Annotated in this window: 18 protein-coding genes; 13 read left to right on the top strand and 5 right to left on the bottom strand. The window is 33.3% G+C overall.

The annotated features are described in order from the left end of the window. Positions 1-203: 203 nt before the first annotated feature. A complete protein-coding gene (locus BKP37_RS17550) occupies positions 204-1,166 on the bottom strand; it encodes a TIGR03943 family putative permease subunit (protein ID WP_071310928.1) in 963 nt (320 codons plus the stop codon). A 28-nt stretch (positions 1,167-1,194) separates the two neighbouring features. Next, the gene (locus BKP37_RS17545; protein WP_071310927.1) at positions 1,195-2,217 is read right to left on the bottom strand and encodes a permease; all 1,023 of its coding nucleotides are present in this window, start codon (positions 2,215-2,217) and stop codon (positions 1,195-1,197) included. A 224-nt stretch (positions 2,218-2,441) separates the two neighbouring features. Between BKP37_RS17545 and BKP37_RS17540 the strand changes: the two genes are divergently transcribed. Further along, the gene (locus tag BKP37_RS17540) at positions 2,442-3,443 is read left to right on the top strand and encodes a CobW family GTP-binding protein (protein WP_071310926.1); all 1,002 of its coding nucleotides are present in this window, start codon (positions 2,442-2,444) and stop codon (positions 3,441-3,443) included. 48 nt (positions 3,444-3,491) lie between these two features. On the opposite strand, the gene uppP is transcribed toward BKP37_RS17540, so the two are convergent. Continuing rightward, entirely contained in the window at positions 3,492-4,322 is an 831-nt protein-coding gene (gene uppP / locus BKP37_RS17535) for an undecaprenyl-diphosphatase UppP (RefSeq protein WP_071310925.1), read from the bottom strand. Positions 4,323-4,503: 181 nt separating this feature from the next. On the opposite strand from uppP, the gene BKP37_RS17530 reads away from it, so the two are divergent. Genes BKP37_RS17530 through BKP37_RS17520 form a run of 3 tightly spaced genes read left to right on the top strand, consistent with a single transcriptional unit; the run spans position 4,504 to position 5,983 of the window. Then, a complete protein-coding gene (locus BKP37_RS17530; RefSeq protein ID WP_071310924.1) occupies positions 4,504-4,923 on the top strand; it encodes a fluoride efflux transporter FluC in 420 nt (139 codons plus the stop codon). Next, positions 4,920-5,309 carry a fluoride efflux transporter CrcB gene (gene crcB / locus BKP37_RS17525; protein ID WP_071310923.1) on the top strand — a complete coding sequence of 130 codons (390 nt, stop codon included), beginning with the start codon at positions 4,920-4,922 and terminating at the stop codon, positions 5,307-5,309. Before BKP37_RS17530 ends, crcB begins: the two co-directional genes overlap by 4 nt. 44 nt (positions 5,310-5,353) lie before the next feature. After that, positions 5,354-5,983 (top strand): TlpA disulfide reductase family protein, encoded by a 630-nt coding sequence (locus tag BKP37_RS17520; RefSeq protein ID WP_071310922.1) that lies wholly within the window; start codon positions 5,354-5,356, stop codon positions 5,981-5,983. Positions 5,984-6,391: 408 nt separating this feature from the next. On the opposite strand, the gene BKP37_RS17515 is transcribed toward BKP37_RS17520, so the two are convergent. Then, on the bottom strand, positions 6,392-7,306 hold the full coding sequence (locus BKP37_RS17515) for an aldo/keto reductase (RefSeq protein WP_071310921.1): 915 nt from the start codon (positions 7,304-7,306) through the stop codon (positions 6,392-6,394). A 149-nt stretch (positions 7,307-7,455) separates the two neighbouring features. Between BKP37_RS17515 and BKP37_RS17510 the strand changes: the two genes are divergently transcribed. Further along, entirely contained in the window at positions 7,456-8,520 is a 1,065-nt protein-coding gene (locus tag BKP37_RS17510; protein WP_071310920.1) for a DUF3866 family protein, read from the top strand. Positions 8,521-8,523: 3 nt separating this feature from the next. Here BKP37_RS17510 and mciZ read toward each other — a convergent pair whose 3' ends face one another. After that, a complete protein-coding gene (gene mciZ, locus BKP37_RS17505) occupies positions 8,524-8,658 on the bottom strand; it encodes a Z-ring formation inhibitor MciZ (protein ID WP_071310919.1) in 135 nt (44 codons plus the stop codon). A 162-nt stretch (positions 8,659-8,820) separates the two neighbouring features. On the opposite strand from mciZ, the gene BKP37_RS17500 reads away from it, so the two are divergent. The 8 genes from BKP37_RS17500 to BKP37_RS17465 all read left to right on the top strand — a co-directional run bounded on the left by BKP37_RS17500 (position 8,821) and on the right by BKP37_RS17465 (position 15,590). Then, positions 8,821-9,360: an NUDIX hydrolase gene (locus BKP37_RS17500; RefSeq protein ID WP_071310918.1), complete on the top strand. Its 540-nt coding sequence runs from the start codon at positions 8,821-8,823 to the stop codon at positions 9,358-9,360. 5 nt (positions 9,361-9,365) lie between these two features. Continuing rightward, on the top strand, positions 9,366-10,553 hold the full coding sequence (locus BKP37_RS17495) for an endonuclease Q family protein (RefSeq protein ID WP_071310917.1): 1,188 nt from the start codon (positions 9,366-9,368) through the stop codon (positions 10,551-10,553). A gap of 131 nt (positions 10,554-10,684) precedes the next feature. Beyond that, positions 10,685-11,329: a stage II sporulation protein M gene (gene spoIIM / locus BKP37_RS17490; RefSeq protein WP_071310916.1), complete on the top strand. Its 645-nt coding sequence runs from the start codon at positions 10,685-10,687 to the stop codon at positions 11,327-11,329. Between the two features lie 125 nt (positions 11,330-11,454). Beyond that, on the top strand, positions 11,455-11,904 hold the full coding sequence (fur, locus tag BKP37_RS17485; RefSeq protein ID WP_071310915.1) for a ferric iron uptake transcriptional regulator: 450 nt from the start codon (positions 11,455-11,457) through the stop codon (positions 11,902-11,904). 330 nt (positions 11,905-12,234) lie between these two features. Beyond that, a complete protein-coding gene (locus tag BKP37_RS17480) occupies positions 12,235-12,468 on the top strand; it encodes a YqzK family protein (protein ID WP_071310914.1) in 234 nt (77 codons plus the stop codon). A gap of 24 nt (positions 12,469-12,492) precedes the next feature. Beyond that, positions 12,493-13,383 (top strand): site-specific tyrosine recombinase XerD, encoded by an 891-nt coding sequence (xerD, locus tag BKP37_RS17475; protein WP_071310913.1) that lies wholly within the window; start codon positions 12,493-12,495, stop codon positions 13,381-13,383. A gap of 205 nt (positions 13,384-13,588) precedes the next feature. Continuing rightward, complete coding sequence (gene deoB, locus BKP37_RS17470) at positions 13,589-14,794, top strand: phosphopentomutase (RefSeq protein ID WP_071310912.1); 1,206 nt, start codon at positions 13,589-13,591, stop codon at positions 14,792-14,794. Then, positions 14,787-15,590 carry a purine-nucleoside phosphorylase gene (locus BKP37_RS17465; RefSeq protein WP_425425004.1) on the top strand — a complete coding sequence of 268 codons (804 nt, stop codon included), beginning with the start codon at positions 14,787-14,789 and terminating at the stop codon, positions 15,588-15,590. The genes deoB and BKP37_RS17465 overlap by 8 nt, the downstream gene beginning before the upstream one ends. Positions 15,591-15,592 lie beyond the last annotated feature (2 nt).

Below are 15,592 nucleotides of genomic sequence, written 5' to 3'. Positions count from 1 at the left end.
GGTCTGAAGTGATCGAGCCGATGGCGCCTGGAGCTAGACAGTTTCTAAGTTAGAAATTTATAAATTCTGATTAAATAAAAAAGGATGACTGTGGTCATCCTTTTTTATTACGCAAGAGAAGTATAAAAATTTGAGTTTATAATACGCCAGCTCTGGATTCAGCGGATCAGCCACCTTGTGTAATTACATTTATCAATAGGTTTTCATCGGAAACTTGGGTAAACATAAGGTGAATCTGGTTCATCTATGATAGTTATTTCCCTTAACATAATGACAGGTAGTTCATATCCATGATACTTAGTTTTATTAATAGTTCCTCTTACTCTTACCCATGTATCATTTGGATAAAGGTAAGCTTCTTCGGTTTCGACTAACGTACCATACACCCCAGCATCAGCAGTACAACATGTCATAGAAAATCTAGCTACTACAAGTTGATTATCTTCAAAATCTTGTTCTCTGAACACAAACCCCATAATTTCCAATTCTTTTCCAACGAAGCTCTCTAAATGCAAATCAAGTAAAGTCATAACATCTAAATAATTTTTATCAGTAACTTTTATGACTGTCTCACCATGTAAATCAGTTAATATGTTATCATAGTACTCATTGAACCATTCTTCGTCGTAAAAATCCTCAATTTGGTAATGCTCAATTTCATCAATTGTTTCATAACCTTCTATACTTGCTAGATAACCTTCAGGATCATTTAGAAATTGGTCAGTTCTAGGTGTACTAGATTGACCGTCTTCAATGTTTGTTGTTGGATTGGCTAAGTTAATACCTGATCCATAAATAATGCCCCGATTTGCTGCGACAGAGCTGTTTAATGCTTGGTCAGGAATCGTAAACCCCATTAAAAGTGGTAAAATAAAAATAGAATAAACAAGTAATCTTACCCAACGAGGTCCGGATATTTGATGGTCTAAACCACAATCACAATCAATTTCTTCTTCTGATTTTCCTCTATTTGTACTTCTAAAAATTTGAATAATTCCTAAAAGGAAAAACACAACAAGAGAAAAATAAATAAAAGGCATCATTTTAGGTGCAATATAGTACTTCATATTGTCAGTGATAATGTATCCTAAAATTAATAGGGCAAAACCGAAGAGGATAATTCCTCGAATATACGCATGAAACCCCAAATCACCTTTGTCATTCATTGGCTTTTAGCCCCTCTCTATAAGAAGATTATAAAATAAAAAAGTGTAATAATAATACTGATCCGAAAACAAATACAGTTACAGTAGTTATAAATGCCAAAACAAATTTAGTTTTGAAGAATGCTAGAAGCATAATCGTATTTTTTAAATCTAGCATAGGTCCATAAACTAGGAAGGCAATAATGGAACTAGTCGTAAAGTTATTGGAAAAGGATGCTGCAACGAAGGCATCTGCTTCAGAGCATAAAGATAATACGTATGCAAAAGCCATCATAACAAATGTTGACGAATATTCATTTGAACCTAGTGCTTGTAAAATACTTCTATCTAAAAATGTTTGAAATAGAGCTGCGATAAAGGCTCCAGCAATTAAATATTTTCCCATCATAAAAAATTCATCGGCAGCGTGATACATTGTTTGTTTAATGCGATTAGGTTTTTTCGTTGGTGTATTAACATTTGAAACTTGTTTACCTAGTAATTCTTCTTTACTCCATTTTAATTGGTCATTATTTTTTCTGAATAAAAAGTAAATAACTGCTCCAATAATGATAGCGAGAATGAAAGCTAATCCCATCCTGGAATATAATACACTTGGATTATTTCTAAATGCATAATAAGTCGAAGCAAATACTACAGGATTTAGGATAGGAGCCCCTACTAGGAATACGACACCAACATGTAGTGGCATTCCTTTTTTTATTAACCTTCTTACAACAGGAACAATTGCACACTCGCATATTGGAAAAATTGCACCGAGAACAGCTGCCGGAAAAAGTGCAGCTATTGCATTTTTAGGTAGATATTTTTGGATAGTATCCTCAGAGACATATATTTGAATTAATGCAGAAACAAATACCCCTAACAAAATAAACGGAAAAGCTTCAATTATAATACTAATAAAAATAGTATTTACATTTACTAGACTATCTGGCAAGGTAGTCGTATCTTTAATTCTCTCAATGTTAAAAAATAGAAGTAAAAACACTAGTAATAAAGCTACACCGAGTAAATCTTTTACTAGGGATGTCATAGACTCTTTAACGTTCATAATGATGTACTCCTTAGTTAATAAATTATGTAAGTGAGCTATATCAATAAAACTCAAACATTTTACATTCGTTTTAATAGTTTACCATAAAACAATAAGTATATGACAAACCTTTTTATTCCTATACTTAAATAGAAGATGGCAGTTAAATAGTAATCATTCCTATTTGAGTTTTTTGACTTCTTATGCTAAGTTAAAGTTAACTTTTATTTACGGAGGAGACTATGAAAAAAAGAGTTCCTACTTATATTATCACAGGGTTTCTTGGTAGTGGTAAAACAACAGTTTTACAGCATTTACTTAATTATTGTAGAGAAAATAAATTAAAACCTGCTATTGTTATTAATGAAATAGGGGAAACAAATGTTGAAGAACATTTGTTTAAGGATGATCACGTATTAGAAATGCTTAACGGTTGTATTTGTTGTTCGATACAAAGTGACTTTACTAAAGAATTACACACTTTTATTACTAGTTTGAGTGATAATGCTGTACCTGATATTATTTTAATAGAGGGGACAGGTATAGCTAATCCTATAGAAATAGTAGATGCCCTTACAGAACCTTTGTTAATGGATAAGATTGATTTGTTTTCGGTAATTAATGTAATAGATGGAAGTAAGTATTTGGAGTACCAAAGTATTTTTTCTAGCACGAGGGAAGTGCGTAATATATTAAAATCACAAATTTCTATAAGTTCATTTATTCTTCTAAATAAAATGGATTTAATAAATCATAAGTATACTGATAAGATTAGAAGAAAAGTAGAAGATCTTAAAAAAGGGAACACACCAGTTATAGAAACTAGCTATGGAGAAGTGAATATACAAGAAATGTTGGAAAAACGGGTTCGAATTCATCGATCCCATGAAAAAATTAATCTTTTAAGTTCAAGCAAATGCGGTTGTAATCATAATCACACTTGTGATCAACATGCAAAAGTTCACCATAACCATTCTTTTCAAGCTGTTAAAATTGATATAAACCGCCCGATTGATCGGATCGATTTTGAAAAGTGGCTAAAAAAACTACCGAAAACAATGGTTCGAGGAAAAGGTATTGTAAATTTAACAGAAACTGCGGGGCTATTTCAGTTCCAATATTCATCTAATCAGTTGAATATGATGAGAGTAAAAGAAAATTTAAATACAGAACCTTGTTTGATATTAATTGGAGTAGATCTTGATAGCAAGGCTATTGAAAAATCCTTTTATGAAAAATTTTAAAAAGAGAGGCTGACGCAAAAGTTAGCCTCTCTTTCTTTAGGTTAAATATTAAATATCGATAATTGTTGTAACATCAAGGAAAAAGTAGACAAAAATTGCTGCAGCAAAACAGTAGATAGCAAAATAAATTAGTTTACTTCTTTTTAAGAAATCAATCAGCCAAATAATTCCTAACCAAGAAAAGATAAAAGTGGTAATAAATGAGATGATAAGAGCCGGAGTACCGATAGCGGAGAATACCTCTTTACTAACATCACCCACTGCTAGAACTGTAGAACCTAAAATGACAGGGATAACAAGTAGAAATGAATAACGTACAGCAGTATCACGTTCTAGACCTACTAATAGGGCAGTGATTAATGTGGCACCTGAACGAGAAATTCCGGGTAATACAGCTAAAGTTTGTCCTAATCCTACGACAATGGCATCAAAAAAGTTCATGTCTTTCTCAGTACGTGCGCCGTACTGATGAACTCTTTCAATAAAAATTAAACCTAATCCAGTAACGATTAAAGCACTTGCTATAAAAGGTGGAGTTTTCATTGAGTCTCCTACAAAGTCTTTTAGAAGCATACCTAAAACCCCAGTGATTACTGTTGCTATAAGAATATAAATTCCAAAGAGAAAATGAACTCGATTTTTCTTTGATCTTGTCTTAAAATAGCTAAAGAAGCCGATGATAACCTCGATTAAATCCTTTCTGAAGTAAATCATAACTGCCAAAACCGATGCGATGTGTAAATAAATTTCAAATGTCAAACCAGGAAATGGTGTTCCTAAAATGAGTTGAGTAATAACAATATGAGCTGTACTAGATATCGGTAAAAATTCTGTTAAGCCTTGTACAATTCCAAAAATGATAGCTTCAATGATAGACATAAGTGTCTCCTTCCAATTAATTAGTAACAAAATAACTGTTACTAATTCTAGCAAATGTAATAGATTTTATAAAGAGAAAATTAAATAGTAAAGTATAAAGATAATATTATTACATATCATTGAAACTTATTAAAACGTTCATTATACTTTCGTATATAAGAACTTAGAAATGAGTGGTGTCATGAAAAAAATACATATACTTACCTTTCTTGCTATTGGATGTGGGGGAGCAATAGGGACCTTATTTCGCTATACGATCAACATTCAAACTTTATCATTACTTTTTCCATTAGGCACATTATTAGAGAATTTAGTTGGTAGCTTGTTATTAGGATTTTTAACTGGATGGATTGTAAATATGAAATTAAATGAAATTATAAAAACAGGTTTGGGTGTAGGATTTTGTGGTGGATTTACAACAATGTCTACTTTAGCTGCTGACGTATATAGCTTATTTATTCGTCCTTCACCATTTTTAGTGACCTTATATATTGGTACTTCAATTTTTGGTGGCATAGCACTTGCATTTTTAGGATTTATTCTTGGAAAACATATAAGTCTGTATTATAGAAACACTAAAAAAGAAGGTGAGATGGAATGAACTCATTATTAGTAATGCTAGGTGGTGCTGTTGGAGCTATGCTCCGTTATGCGCTAGGGTTAATTTTAATGAAAAGGTTTCCTCATCCACCTATACCGATTGCAATGTTATTTGTAAACATTATTGGTTCAGTTGGCCTTGGATTATTTTTAGGAGTTCTTTTTTCAAAAGGTGTTAACCTTGATATTTATGAAGAACCGCTGTTTTTATTAGTAGGCCTCGGGTTTTTTGGTGCTTTTACTACTTTTTCTACATTTAGTGTGGAAAGTATGCAATTGTTAAAAGATGGAAAAACAAAAAAAGCATGTATTTATGTATTATTTTCGATATCGTTTTCTATAGCGTTTTTTGCTATTGGATTTTGGTTTACTTCAAGTTTTCTTTAACTTTTGGGAGGAATTGATTAGACTATTATAAAGGAGGGACGTTCGTGTCAAAAAATCGTATTGTTAGTTTTACTATAGCTTTAGTTGCTTTTGCATTTATTGTATATGTATTTGTTGAAAATATATCAGACGATGGGTTTCAGTTCACAAGTGGTGGGAGAGAGAAAGTTAATGATATAAATCAAATGAAGACGTCATCTATCCCGAATGGCGAAATTGGTTTGCAACAAGGAATGTATGCACCGGATTTCACATTACCTTTATGGGGAACAGATGAAGAAAAGTCATTATCATCATTTAAAGGGCAAATCGTTGTCCTAAACCTATGGGCTTCTTGGTGTCCGCCTTGTCGAGATGAGATGCCTGACTTGATTAAGTTGTCTAAAGAGTATAAAGATCAAGGTGTTCAAGTGTTAGGGATGAATATGGCGACATTCGAGAGTAGTGAAGAGGTCATTAAACAATTTATTGAAGAATACAATATCTCATTTCCTAACTTTTTAGATCAACCAATTGATACGACCAATCAAAGAGGTGTAATAGAAAGCTTATATCAAGTAAGATCTATTCCTGTCACTTACATTTTAGACGAAGAGGGCCGTATAGTTATTCCGATAAGAGGAAAGGTGAATTATGAGATGCTAGAGTCAGAATTGAAAAAGATTCTTGATTAATGTAGAAGAAGGTATTTTATAACCTTCTTCCTTTCTATGTTTAAAAAATATAAGTTTAAGCTACTCGTGACCAAGGCGCTTGCGCTTTCCTTGCAGTATCAGAATTTATAAATCTCTAACTTGGAAACTGTCTAGCTCCAGGCGCCATCGGCTCGATCACTTCAGACCTTCTCTTTCGGTCAAAAACCCGACCGCTACGAGCAGGTCTTCCAGTGTTTGTCGCCGATAGGCGGGCGCCTTGCGCTTTTCTTGCAGTATCAGAATTTATAAGTTTCTAACTTGGAAACTGTCTAGCTTCAGCGCCTACGAGCTCGGTCACTTCAGTCCTTTTCGGAAGCCAAAGAGCGGCTTCTGTCAAAGGCCTTCCAGTGCCTTTCGCTCGTGACCAAGGCGCTTGCGCTTTTCTTGTTACCTATGTGAATGATATTTGCTTTCTTTTAACATACTTTTTAATTCGTAAACCATATCTTTAGTAAGTGCTAATTTTTGAGATGTGGTTACGTTTGCTTTTAATTGTTCAATTGTACTCGCACCTGGAATGACAGTAGCTGTATTAGGAGTACTTAAACAATATTGTAGAGCTAGCTCATGTAACTTATAATCATGATTTTTGGCCCATTGTTGTAGTTTAATTAGTGTATTCTTTAATTCGTGTTCATTGTAGTCGAGATAGCCTTCTGACTTTATTTTATTTAAAAAATTTTCAGTAAGAAGTCCTTTTGCTAAAGGTCCTCGTGGAATAACACTAATATTATTTTGATTTAGATGTTCAATGATAGCTTCTTCAGCTCTACGGTCCAATAAACTATACTGCATCATAACACTAATAATATTAGATTTTTCAACATATTGCTTTATTACTTTAGGACGAATGGAAGAAATCCCATAGTAACGAATCCACCCTTCATTAATCAGTTCTTCAAAAGCTTCGATCGTCTCCTCGATTGGATCGTCGATTGTCCCACCGTGGAGCTGATATAAATCGATGTAGTCCGTATTAAGTCTTTTTAAACTATGTTTAACTGCTTCTTTTATGTATGTTTTTCTTGGATTCCAGTTCCAACCTTCCTTTCCCTTTTTCCATTGATTCCCAACTTTTGTAGCAACAATAACATCTTGTCGCTTACCTTTTAGTGCACGGCCCAGCAATTCCTCATTTTGTCCAAAATCGTACAAATCGGCAGTATCAAAGTAATTTATACCTTTTTCAATAGCTTGATGAATGATTGTTTCACTTAATTGTTTCTTAGGTTGTAATGACATACATCCTAAGCCAATTGTTGACGCAAATAACTCGGAATTTCCTATTCGGCTTTTTTTCATGTACTTCACCTCTTGATAATATTTTAGTATTTTTACCCATACAATATCAATATTGGAATTTCAGAGCAAACAATTAGATTAATTCCCATTTTAAAGGAAATACTGGTGATATTGTGATAATATGGAATAAATAATTGAGGAGTTTCATTATGTATATAGAGAAAAAAGTGCTGGTTGAAGATATTATTTATGAGGATGAAGAAATACAGATATTAAAAACTTCTGATGGTGCTAAAAAAGCATTGTCATACCTAACTATTACTCCTAGAGCAAGTAAAAATGAAGAAATTATCGTCAATGTTACTTCTACTACGCTTAAGTTAGGTACTGGAGGAATGGATATAGTTACTTCTGTTATTCGTTCTATGCCAGTAACCAAAGTTATTCCAGAAGGACATATTATGAAGTCGCGATATTTGCCAAGTCAGCACAGCGTATTGGCGGTGGAAGCTCAAGAAAGTTTATATCATGACTTGTTCAAAGAACCATTTTCTTTAGAAGGAAAGAAAGTACTAATTGGGGAACTACATAGTATGATCCCTATTTGTTTTTGGGCTATGGATTTTCTTAATAAAGGAGGTAGGATGGTAGTAATAGTTAGTGATGAGGCTAGTATTCCGTTAAGCTTAAGTAGTCATATCCGAGCATTAAAGGATGATGAGCGCTTTTCAACGATAACTATTGGTCAAGCCTTTGGAGGGACATATGAAGCTGTAAACCTTCCAACTGCTTTGCAGTTTGCAACAAAGGTTCTAAAAGCAGACCTTATATTTGTTACTTTAGGACCTGGTGTAGTAGGAACCAACACTCGGTATGGGTATAGCGGCATCGTTCAAGCTTCATGGGCTAATATTATTAGTAGCTTAGAGGGTTTGCCAGTTTGGGTGCCGAGGCTTTCTGAGTCCGATAAACGTGAGCGGCACCTGGGGATTAGTCATCATACAATTACACCTATGATGGAATTTACTTATGCAAAATGTATTTTGCCACTCCCCATTATTATTGGCAGTATTGGAAATAAGATCAATAAGCAAATTGAGGAGCTCCAATTGAAACATACTATTCGTTGGTTACAAAGAGAGCCCCTAGAAGAGTTAGTATTACATGGACTTAAAAATAGTGCCGTTCCAATTCAAACAATGGGTAGAAAATATGAAGATGATCCCATCTTTTTTTTAGGGGTTGCTGGAGCAATCAAATGGGTTATCGATTAAAATCTAACATTTTGACTTTTGTTCATCGATCCATTCTTGTACAGTTGTATATTTTTTCATATATTTTTTTAACATATAGTTTATTTGCCAGGCTTTTCCTACTAACGTTACACGTTGTTCTTGAACGTAAATTTTCACTTTACATCGTCTCCCTTCAAGTGCCTGTCAATTAAAAGAGACAAGCTATGATAAACTGTATGAAGGGGTTTTGGGTAATAGTACTCTTTGTTTCAAAATCCTAAAATTTTTTTCTTGAAGAGAAAAGGTGTTGTAGTTAAATTAATGTGAGGAGTGTTTGAAATGACATATAAATTTTATGAAAAAACGATATCTACACAATCAATTTTTAAAGGAAGAATAATTGATTTAGAGGTTCAAGATGTAGAGCTTCCTAACGGAGAACATAGTAAGCGTGAAATTATAAAACACCCTGGTGCAGTAGCAGTTATTGCTGTAACTAAGGATAAAAAAATATTGCTAATTAACCAATTTCGAAAGCCATTAGAAAAGGAACTTGTTGAGATACCTGCTGGAAAATTGGAACCAGGTGAAGACCCGTTAGAGTGTGCTAAGCGAGAACTTGAAGAAGAAACGGGCTATAGACCGAAAGATTTAAAATTAGTTACATCTTTTTATACTTCGCCTGGCTTTGCAAATGAATTAGTCTATATTTATTTTACGAATGAAATGGAACTAGGTGAAGTAAATTGTGATGAGGACGAATTCTTAGAAGTTATAGAAGTCACGTTGGATGAAGCGGAAGAATTGATTGAAAAGCAAGTTATTCATGATGCAAAAACAGTGTTTGCAATTCAGTATTTAAAACTTAATGGTGGTTGATCATATTGAGTCATTTAAAGTCCTTTTTTGTAGATTTACATATTCATTTAGGAGCAACCGCTTCTGGTAAACCAGTAAAAATTACAGCATCGAAATCATTAACATTGGAAAGAGTTTTAAATGAAGCTGTTGATATTAAAGGATTAGATTTAATTGGTATAATTGATTGTCATGTACCAGAAGTATTAGCACAAATTGATTGTTTATTAGAAAAAGAAATCCTTAAAGAAAATAAACAAGGTGGTCTTTGTTATAAAGGAAAGATTTCCTTTGTTTTAGGTTCTGAAATAGAAGTGTATGACAAAAAGAGTAAGGGACCTATTCATGTCCTTGTTTATTTTCCTTATTTAAAAACAATGAAACAATTCTCAGAATGGTTTTCCATTAGGGTTACAAATATTACTTTAAGTTCTCAACGGATATATGAGGAAGGCGTTCTATTACAAGAAAAAGTAAAAGAACTAGGTGGTCTTTTTATCCCTGCTCATGTTTTTACCCCTTTTAAGAGTCTCTATGGTAGAGGTGTAGAAAGAAGTTTAACTGAGGTTTTTAATCCGGAATGGATAGATGCAATTGAACTAGGTCTAAGCTCTGATACTACCATGGCAAATCAGATAGAAGAGTTATACAAATTTACGTTTTTAACAAATTCTGATGCTCATTCTTTAGCAAATATAGCACGTGAATATCAAAAAATAATAATGCAACAACCTAGTTTTTATGAATTAGAAATGGCAATAAAAAACTTGAATGGGAGGAAGGTTGAGTGTAATTTTGGTTTAGATCCACAACTCGGAAAATACTATCAAACAACTTGTGAACGTTGTATGGAACCTGTTACTAATGAAATGCTACAAACGTGTCCAGGTTGTGGGCATCGCCATTTTGTGAAAGGGGTTTCGGCAAGGATAAAAGAAATAGTAGAAGTAAATCAAAGTGTTAAAAAACTTAAAAAATTACGTCCTCCTTATATACATCAAGTTCCTTTGCAATTTATTCCAGGTGTTGGTCCAAAAACATTACAAAAATTACGACAACGATTTAAAACAGATATGAACATTATCCACGATGTGTCCCAAGAAGATTTACAGCAAGTGGTACCAATGAATATTGTAGACCTTATTATTAAAGCAAGAATGGGAGAGCTATCATTAAAGCAGGGGGGCGGAGGAAAGTATGGGAAAATTAAATAATAATTCACCGTCTTTCCTAAATGGAAAATTTAAAATCGTATGAATATGAAAAATCGATTTCTATTAATTGTCATAGAAGTCGATTTTTTTTCATAGAGTAGAGTAACGAAGAATAGTTGAGGAGGAGAACGATGAGAAGAAAGCCTGTTGGAATTGGTCAAGCTATTGCTTATCACATTGAAGAAAATCGTTCTATTTATATATTTACGATTGTATTATTCTTAATTGGGATAATATTTGGTGCCATTATTGTTAATAGTTTAAGTTTAAATCAAAGGCATGACCTTCATATATATTTAAATCAGTTTTTTGGACAGGTTTCAGAAGGACAATTAGCAGATTCAGGAGCAATGTTTTCACAAAGTTTTGCTCATTACCTGAAAAATATTGGCTTGATGTGGGTATTAGGGCTTTCTATTATAGGACTTCCAATCATATTAATTTTATTATTTATTAAGGGGGTCGTTGTGGGATTCACTGTTGGTTTTTTAGTGAATCAGTTAGGCATGAATGGTTTCATGCTTTCCTTTACATCAGTAATGCCACAAAATTTTATTTTAGTTCCAGCATATATCATTGTGGCAACAGCTTCGGTAGCATTTTCATTAAAAATGGTTCGACAACAATTTATTAAACGAAGTCATGAGCCCATTTTTCAACACTTTTTACGCTATTCAGCATTAGTATTATGTATTGGTGCATTATTAGCCGTTGCTTCAGCGTTTGAGGCATATGTATCTCCGAATTTAATGAGAATGGTAGTAAATTTAATGTAGATTATAAATATTTTAAATTAATGTTTATTCTAATCTAATTATTGTAATGATTTTAATTTGACCCCTTTTCTTTTATTGAGTATAATTAAGCTACTTAATCGGCTTTCGGGAGGGGCAATAAAGGTATGGAAAAAAGAATTGAACGAATTAAGAAACAGTTGCATTCTCAAAGCTACAAGCTTACTCCACAACGAGAGGCGACAGTTCGTGTATTATTAGAACATGAAGATGATCATTTAAGTGCAGAAGACGTATATCTGTTAGTGAAAGAAAAAGCACCTGAAATAGGATTAGCTACGGTTTACCGAACTCTAGAACTACTTAGTGAATTAAAAGTTGTAGATAAAATTAATTTCGGTGATGGTGTTTCACGTTATGATTTACGTCAAGAAGGAGCTGCACATTTTCATCATCACTTAGTATGTATTGAATGTGGTGCAGTAGATGAAATTCAAGAAGATTTATTAGGTGATGTAGAAAAAGTGGTGGAAGAGAATTGGAACTTTAAAATAAAAGATCACAGATTAACATTTCATGGGGTTTGTAGTCGTTGCCAAGAAAATTCCCCTACTTAACCTTCCTTATTATTAGGGAAGGTTTTCTCATTATCAGAAATTATAAACTTCCTTTTATAAATTTACTAACTTTAGGAATAAGTAAGTTCTGAATATAACAGATTCAGCATTGAAATTTATATAATACGAGACAATTACCTAAAACAAGCCAAAATTCTATATCTAGTTATGGGTGATCTAGTGTAACTAGATATAGTTTCTTAGTGGCGAAAATAATGGATTATGAAATTCATTGAATAAAAAATTCCAATTTAAAGGTATAGAGCCTCTTGTTTTTGGCATATCTTGTACTAAGTATGTATTTAGGTATTGTTTTAGGAGGTATTATTTATGTTTAAAAACTTTTTTTCTATAGCTTGGGATACTATTCGGGTATTTCTACTTTTTATGGGGTGCACGTTATTGTTTTATTATGGTATTCTATGGGTGAGTCAGGAATATCAAAGCTATCACCGTTATGATGAACCAAAAGGGCGCGCCATAAAGGTTGTTCAAATGAATGAACATCAACAACAAGATGGATTTTTAAATCGTCTGATGTTTTTTTATCAATTTGGGGAGTAGTTTAACTATATTTAGGAGTTAGATATGAATAATAAAATAGAAGATTTCCTCCACTTCATTATTGTTGAAAAAGGCCTTGCAGAAAATACGATTGTTTCTTATAGGAGAGACTTACAAAACTATACTCGCTATCTAATCAATGTAGAGCAAATAATTTCTTTAAATAATGTAACGCGGATCTTAATCATGAATTACTTGTATTATTTAAAAGAAAATGGGAAATCCAGAGCGACGATTGCTAGAACAATAGCATCAATACGTTCATTTCATCAATTTTTGTTAAGAGAACGAATAACGAATAATGATCCCTCTGTACATATTGAAACACCAAAACTAGAGAGAAAGTTACCTAAAGTATTGTCTTTTGATGAAGTTGAAGCACTATTAAATGCACCATGTACTAGCTCAGAATTTGATAGAAGAAATAAAGCGATGCTAGAGTTGTTGTATGCAACTGGGATGCGTGTTTCAGAGCTTTGTGCGTTAAAACAACAAGATATTCATTTAACAATGGGGTTTATTCGTTGTATTGGGAAAGGAAATAAAGAAAGAATTATCCCCATTGGCAAACTAGCTACAAAAGCACTAGCTACCTATATTGAATTTGCTAGACCGGTATTAACCAAAAAGAAGAAACATGACTTTCTATTTGTTAATCACCATGGTGAAAGTCTATCAAGGCAAGGTTTTTGGAAGATATTAAAGAAAGTAGGTAATGAAGCGAGAATAGAAAAAGAGCTTACACCTCACACATTGCGGCACTCTTTTGCCACCCATTTGTTGGAAAACGGTGCTGACCTGCGAGCGGTACAAGAAATGTTAGGACATGCTGATATTTCTACCACACAAATTTATACACATGTTACAAAATTGAGATTAAAAGATGTATATTCTCATTTTCACCCAAGGGCATAAAATTATTTTGTGAATTACGAAATGTTGATAACGGTTATCTAATAACTAAGCTTTCGCCAACATTTCTAATCAATATAGTTGTCTGACTTCCGACTTCTTCATTCGTATAACCCGTAAACAATTATTTTAGCAGTACATGGGTATAGTAACGGTGTAAAACGATAGAAGTTTATAAATTTCTTATGATAATAGGGAGGAGTATATGATGAAAAATATTTGTTATAAAAGAATTTTTCTTCTAGTTATGGATTCAGTTGGTATAGGTGAGGCACCTGATGCCGATAAGTTTGGCGATTTCGGAGCCAATACACTTGGACATATAGCTGAAAAAATGAATGGATTACATATGCCCAATATGGAAAAATTAGGACTAGGCAATATAGAGAAAATTAAGGGAATTGAAAAAGTAAGCTCTCCACTTGCATATTACGGTAAAATGCAAGAAGCTTCAAATGGTAAAGATACAATGACAGGACATTGGGAAATTATGGGGTTAAAAATTGATACTCCATTTCGTACATTTCCAGAAGGGTTTCCTAGTGTACTTATTGAAGAATTAGAAAAACGTTCAAATAGAAAAATTATTGGTAATAAACCTGCATCTGGAACAGAAATTTTAGACGAATTGGCTGAGGAACACATGAAAAGTGGTGCTTTAATTGTTTATACGTCTGCGGACTCAGTTTTACAAATCGCGGCGCATGAGGAAGTCGTTCCTTTAGAGGAATTATACCGTATTTGTAAAATTGCTAGAGAGTTAACGTTAGACGAAAAATATATGGTTGGTAGGATCATCGCTAGACCATTTGTAGGAAAGCCAGGGGCTTGGAAAAGGACACCTAATCGTCATGACTATGCCCTAAAACCTTTTGAACGTACGGTGATGAACGAACTTCAAGATAATGGGTATGATTCGATAGCGATTGGAAAGATTTCTGATATTTATGACGGTGAAGGAATTACAAAGGCTTTAAGAACTATTTCAAACATGGATGGAATGGATAAATTAGTTGAGTCAATAGATATGGAGTTCACAGGTTTAAGCTTTTTAAATTTAGTTGATTTTGACGCAATATTTGGTCATCGAAGAGATCCAATTGGTTACGGTAAAGCGCTGGAGGAATATGATGTAAGGTTACCTGAAGTAATAGAAAAACTACAGGAAGATGATTTATTAATCATAACTGCTGACCATGGTAATGACCCAGTCCATCCAGGTACAGATCATACACGAGAATATGTTCCCTTAATTGTATATGATAAAAGTCAAACAGTTGGTATTGATCTAGGGGTTAGAAGTACATTTGCTGATATTGGTGCAACAATTGCTGAGAACTTTAACGTGAAAATGCCTCAGTATGGTAAAAGTTTTTTGAACGAAATTAGAAATGGACGTGAAAAAGATGAATGAAACAATCGCATTTTTAAAAGAAAAAGTTTCTATTCAACCTGAAATTGGTCTGATTTTGGGTTCCGGACTTGGTGTATTAGCAGACGAAATTGAAAATTCAATTAAAATCCCTTATAACGAAATTCCTGGATTTCCGATTTCTACAGTGGAAGGGCATGCTGGTCAATTAGTTATTGGTCAGCTTCAAAATAAACAAGTGATAGCCATGCAAGGAAGATTTCACTACTACGAAGGATATTCTTTGGAAAAGGTGACCTTCCCGGTTCGTGTGATGAAGGAACTAGGTGTGAAAAATCTAATTGTTACAAATGCTGCTGGCGGAATAAACGAAAATTTTAGCCCTGGTGATTTAATGTTAATAACAGATCATATCAATAATATGGGGAATAACCCTTTAATAGGGCCAAATAATCGAGAACATGGGGTTCGTTTTCCTGATTTGTCAAACGCCTATTGTAAAGAATTGATCGAATTAGCTAAAGTTCAATCACAAAAATTAAATATAGATATTAAAGAAGGCGTTTATGTTGGAAATACAGGCCCTTCATATGAAACTCCTGCTGAAATTCGGATGTTGCGAACGCTTGGTGGTGATGCAGTAGGAATGTCTACTGTTCCAGAGGTTATTGTTGCTAGGCATTCAAATATTAGAGTTCTCGGTATTTCTTGTATATCAAATATGGCTGCAGGAATTTTAGATCAGCCACTAACTCATGATGAAGTCATTGAAACGACTGAAAAAGTAAAAACAAACTTTTTAACATTTGTAAAAGAAATAGTAAAAGAAATGAATTAGGT

It is taken from the genome of Anaerobacillus alkalilacustris (genome assembly GCF_001866005.1).
Taxonomy (GTDB): Bacteria; Bacillota; Bacilli; order Bacillales; family Anaerobacillaceae; genus Anaerobacillus; species Anaerobacillus alkalilacustris.
The sequence above is the reverse complement of the archived record's forward strand: the minus strand, read 5'-3'. Positions and strand labels throughout refer to the sequence as shown.

Excerpts from the sequence above, each read along its gene's own strand:
- BKP37_RS17550 (WP_071310928.1), bottom strand. The coding sequence starts at position 1,166 with ATGAATGACAAAGGTGATTTGGGGTTTCATGCGTATATTCGAGGAATT.
- BKP37_RS17545 (WP_071310927.1), bottom strand. The coding sequence starts at position 2,217 with ATGAACGTTAAAGAGTCTATGACATCCCTAGTAAAAGATTTACTCGGT.
- BKP37_RS17540 (WP_071310926.1), top strand. The coding sequence starts at position 2,442 with ATGAAAAAAAGAGTTCCTACTTATATTATCACAGGGTTTCTTGGTAGT.
- uppP (WP_071310925.1), bottom strand. The coding sequence starts at position 4,322 with ATGTCTATCATTGAAGCTATCATTTTTGGAATTGTACAAGGCTTAACA.
- BKP37_RS17530 (WP_071310924.1), top strand. The coding sequence starts at position 4,504 with ATGAAAAAAATACATATACTTACCTTTCTTGCTATTGGATGTGGGGGA.
- crcB (WP_071310923.1), top strand. The coding sequence starts at position 4,920 with ATGAACTCATTATTAGTAATGCTAGGTGGTGCTGTTGGAGCTATGCTC.
- BKP37_RS17515 (WP_071310921.1), bottom strand. The coding sequence starts at position 7,306 with ATGAAAAAAAGCCGAATAGGAAATTCCGAGTTATTTGCGTCAACAATT.
- BKP37_RS17510 (WP_071310920.1), top strand. The coding sequence starts at position 7,456 with ATGTATATAGAGAAAAAAGTGCTGGTTGAAGATATTATTTATGAGGAT.
- BKP37_RS17500 (WP_071310918.1), top strand. The coding sequence starts at position 8,821 with ATGACATATAAATTTTATGAAAAAACGATATCTACACAATCAATTTTT.
- spoIIM (WP_071310916.1), top strand. The coding sequence starts at position 10,685 with ATGAGAAGAAAGCCTGTTGGAATTGGTCAAGCTATTGCTTATCACATT.
- fur (WP_071310915.1), top strand. The coding sequence starts at position 11,455 with ATGGAAAAAAGAATTGAACGAATTAAGAAACAGTTGCATTCTCAAAGC.
- BKP37_RS17480 (WP_071310914.1), top strand. The coding sequence starts at position 12,235 with ATGTTTAAAAACTTTTTTTCTATAGCTTGGGATACTATTCGGGTATTT.
- xerD (WP_071310913.1), top strand. The coding sequence starts at position 12,493 with ATGAATAATAAAATAGAAGATTTCCTCCACTTCATTATTGTTGAAAAA.
- deoB (WP_071310912.1), top strand. The coding sequence starts at position 13,589 with ATGAAAAATATTTGTTATAAAAGAATTTTTCTTCTAGTTATGGATTCA.
- BKP37_RS17465 (WP_425425004.1), top strand. The coding sequence starts at position 14,787 with ATGAATGAAACAATCGCATTTTTAAAAGAAAAAGTTTCTATTCAACCT.